Raw genomic sequence first — 3898 nt, 5'->3', positions numbered from 1 at the left:
ATGCTGCGCTCACCCAGATAGCTCGCCCGGCCCTTGCGGGCCTGCAGGGGCGTCGTCGCCACGGCGCCTTCCTCCGCGGCGGTCCGCGCCGCCGCGAACGAGTCGCCGAGCGCGTCCACCGCGGGCACCAGCGCGTCGATCATGGTCTTGTCGCCCGGGGCGGCACCGCCGAGCGTCATGACCGCGTCCACCCCGGTCCGCAGCGCCTCGGCCAGCTGCTCCGCAGTGACCTCGGTGGCATCCCCGAGCGCCTTGCCGGTACGGCGCAGCAGTGTGCCGTACAGCGGCCCCGAGGCACCGCCGACCGTCGAGATGAGCTGGCGCCCGGCCAGCGTCAGCACCCCGCCGGGCGTGCCGGGGGCCTCCTTCTCCAGGGCGGCCGCCACGGCCGTGAACCCGCGATGGAGGTTGCTGCCGTGGTCGGCGTCCCCGATGGGGGAGTCGAGGGCGGTGAGCCGTTCCGCCTCACGGTCGACGGACGCGGCGGTCGCCGTCATCCAACGGCGGAAGAAAGCGGCGTCGAGCACTGGATCTCCTTGCCTGGTAGTACGGGGTGATCCTTTACGGGGTGATCCTTTACCCCCTGCCCGTCACACGCCCCAGCGCAGACCCGCCGTCTTCACCGGCGCGTCCCACAGCCGCAGCATCTCCTCGTCGACCTGGCACAGGGTGAGCGAGGCGCCCGCCATGTCGAGGGAGGTGACGTAGTTGCCCACGAGGACACGGGCCACGGGTACGCCGCGCTGGGCGAGCACCCGGTGCACCTCGGCGTTGAAGCCGTACAGCTCGAGCAGTGGCGTCGCACCCATGCCGTTGACGAGGACCAGCACGGGATTGCGCGGCTGGAGGTCCTCCACCACGGCCTCGACGGCGACCTCGGCGATCTCGCCGGAGGTCATCATCGCCCGCCGCTCCCGGCCGGGCTCGCCGTGGATGCCGATGCCCAACTCCAGTTCGCCGGCCGGCAGATCGAAGGTGGGGCTGCCCTTGGCCGGCGTGCTGCAGGCGCTCAGCGCGATACCGAAACTGCGGGAGTTCTCGTTGACCTGCCGGGCGATGGCCTCCACCCGCTCCAGCGGCATGCCCTCGTCAGCGGCGGCACCGGCGATCTTCTCCACGAACAGGGTCGCGCCGGTGCCACGCCGGCCGGCCGTGTAGAGACTGTCGGTCACCGCCACGTCATCGTTGACCAGCACTTTCGCGACCTGGATGCCCTCGTCCTCGGCCAGCTCGGCGGCCATGTCGAAGTTGAGCACGTCGCCGGTGTAGTTCTTCACGATGAACAGCACCCCGGCCCCGCTGTTCACGGCGGCGGCCGCGCGCAGCATCTGGTCGGGCACGGGGGAGGTGAACACCTCGCCCGGACAGGCCGCCGACAGCATGCCGGGACCCACGAAACCCCCGTGCAGCGGCTCGTGCCCCGAGCCTCCGCCCGAGACCAGCCCCACTTTTCCGGCCACGGGAGCGTCCCGCCGCACGATCACCCGATTCTCCACGTCCACGGTCAGCTCCGGGTGGGCAGCCGCCAGACCGCGCAGCGCGTCCGCGACCACGGTCTCCGGGACGTTGATCAGCATCTTCACGGGTACCTCCTAGGGAAACTAGTAGATGAGCCCTTGAACTCCAGCTTCGCAGGCCAGATTGCGTTTGACCAGTTGTCGATCTTGGCGGTCTGTAGCCCTCCGTAGCGCGTTGTGTCGGTACTGATGCTGACCTGATGCTGACTTTGTATCGACCTTGCGGAAGCGAAGGTCACGCTGCCGGTGCTCGGGGGGTGGAAACAAGAGGGCGAGGTGTTGCCTCGATGTCCAGTATCTGGGTCACCTGCCGGATCAAAGGGTCGGAGGCTGTCCGTCCCGGGAAACGCGTGGACCCGCTGCTCGTTGCAGGTGGTGGGCTGTAGATGGGCGGCTCAGTTCACAACTGCCCTGCGTGGCGTGAAATCTGGCGAGCCACGAGGACGGAGTGGCCGCATCCGCCCGCTCCGCGCTGATGGTCCCACCTGGCACATGTCGTAGAAGCCGTCTCTGGGCGTCCAGCTGGTTCAGGGCGGGCGCGTAAGTCCAGGTCGGATCCCCTGTGTGCAGCGACGGTATACGCTCTCGGCACCTGCGAGTGGGTGAAGAAGGGCCAGCCGCTCTGCTTGAGCGGCGACTCCGGCACCGGCAAGTCGCACTTGCTGATCGCGCTGGGCACCGAGGCCGCGATGGCAGGCTTCCGGGTGAAGTACACCCTGGCGACGAAGCTCGTCAACGAGCTGGTCGAGGCTGCGGACGAGAAGCAGCTGACGAAGACCATCGCCCGCTACGGCCGTGTCGATCTTTTAGACATCGACGAACTCGCCTACATGGAACTCGACAAACACGGCGCTGAACTGCTGTTTCAGGTGCTGACCGAACGTGAGGAGACGAACAGCGTCGCCATCGCCTCCAACGAAGCCTTCGGCGGCAGGACACGGCGGGCATCGGCGAGGAACGTCCGGTAAGACTCGGCCGTCTCGGGCACGGTGTGCTGTACGGCGTTCTCGTCCCTGGCGTCTCACGGCTCATCTACCGGTCGGCCGCAGTGGGGGCGAGCCCTGGATGCGGTCCACGTGGCTCGGACCCAAGTACGCGCATATGCATGGTTGTTGGCCGGCAAAGAGGTTCCGGGCGCCGGTAGACAGGTGGTCGTGGACTTGGCCGGGGTGGTCATCGCGCACTCCGAGAAGCAGCATGCAGCCGCGACCTGGGAGAAGACTTTTGGCCACCACCCGCTGCCACGGTGTGCACCGGCAGTCTTCCTGGAGGAGCTCGACGGCCGCCGGCGCTGGCGGCTGTCGAGCAGATGCTGCGGGGCGGGGATGTAGACGCCTCACGGGCCTCACTGGTGGGGGTAGAAGTTGGGGCGCTGATCGACGTTGTCGTAGTAGCGGTGGAAGACGGGGGTGATGCCGCCGGAGAGCGGGGGAACGATCCAGCTCCAGTCCGCGGGTACGGTGCGGCCCTGGCGTTCCTCCTTGGCCAAGTGGGCGAGGAAGCGCCGGGATTCCTCGTGGTGATCGCTCATCCGGACGCCTGCGGCCTCGAAGGAGTGCAGGACGGCCACGTTGAGCTCGACCAGGGCGCGGTCGCGCCACAGAGTGGAATCGCTGGTGGTGTCGAGCTGGAGGCAAGCAGCGACGGCGGGAAGCAGGTTGTAGCGGGCCTCGTCGACGAGGTTGCGGGCGCCGATCTCCGTGCCCATGTACCAGCCGTTGAACGGGGCGAGAGGATAGTCCATCCCACCGATGCGTAGGCGCATGTTGGAGATGACGGGTACGGCGTGCCAGCGCAGGCCCAGTTCGGCCAGGCGTGGGACATCGGGGTGGGTGATGGGGACCTCCAAGACCAGCTCCCGCGGCAGCTCGAAGAACCGGGGTTTGTCGTCGGAGGTCTCGATGACCAGGGGCAGGACGTCGAACGGCCCTGGGGAGCTGCCCTGCCAGCCGAGGTGACGGATGACCTCGGTGAGGTCGGCGTTGCGCGGGTCACCGAGCACGGTGCCGTCGTCGCGGCGGTAGCCGGCGTAGCGGATGAGCTGTTCGTTCCAGACCCGCGGGCCGGGCCGGCCGGGGGAGTCCGGGGCGAAGACCGAGATCACCGGCCGGATGCGCCCGCCGTTGGTCGCCTGGCGCAGGTGCGTGCACAAGTGCCGGTGGACTTCCGCGGGGTCTGTGGCGTCCCGGCGGTCCAGGACACGCAGGCTGTTCCAGTACAGGCGGCCGATGCAGCGACTGGAGTTGCGCCACGCGACGCGCGCACCGTACACGAGTTCGGCGGTGGTGTGGTGGTAGGTGCCCGTGGCGCCGATGGCAGCGCGGACCTGCTCCAGGCGCCGGGCGAGCAGGACGGGCTGATCGGACTGCTCCGCGTGGAAC

3 protein-coding genes and 1 pseudogene are annotated in these 3898 nt (G+C 68.6%); 1 reads left to right on the top strand and 3 read right to left on the bottom strand.

Going from position 1 to position 3898, the window contains the following annotated elements; all coding sequences use genetic code 11:
* Together dhaL and dhaK are read right to left on the bottom strand one after the other, a co-directional pair.
* Window positions 1-527: dihydroxyacetone kinase subunit DhaL (gene dhaL / locus ACFTZL_RS42365; protein WP_382595197.1), on the bottom strand; the 527-nt coding region annotated here is incomplete at its 3' end.
* A 63-nt stretch (window positions 528-590) separates the two neighbouring features.
* Window positions 591-1583: a dihydroxyacetone kinase subunit DhaK gene (gene dhaK / locus ACFTZL_RS42360; protein ID WP_382595193.1), complete on the bottom strand. Its 993-nt coding sequence runs from the start codon at window positions 1581-1583 to the stop codon at window positions 591-593.
* A 503-nt stretch (window positions 1584-2086) separates the two neighbouring features.
* Between dhaK and ACFTZL_RS42355 the strand changes: the two are divergent.
* A pseudogene (locus ACFTZL_RS42355) lies at window positions 2087-2458 on the top strand (ATP-binding protein); the annotation flags it as partial.
* Window positions 2459-2862: 404 nt separating this feature from the next.
* Here ACFTZL_RS42355 and ACFTZL_RS42350 read toward each other — a convergent pair.
* Window positions 2863-3898 (bottom strand): nitric oxide synthase oxygenase (locus ACFTZL_RS42350; protein ID WP_382595190.1); only part of this gene is annotated, 1036 nt, incomplete at its 5' end.

It is taken from the genome of Streptomyces sp. NPDC056948 (assembly GCF_042674225.1).
In the GTDB taxonomy this organism is placed as follows: Bacteria; Actinomycetota; Actinomycetes; order Streptomycetales; family Streptomycetaceae; genus Streptomyces; species Streptomyces purpurascens.
Note: the sequence above shows the minus strand (reverse complement) of the source record. Positions and strands in the feature narration are given on the sequence as shown.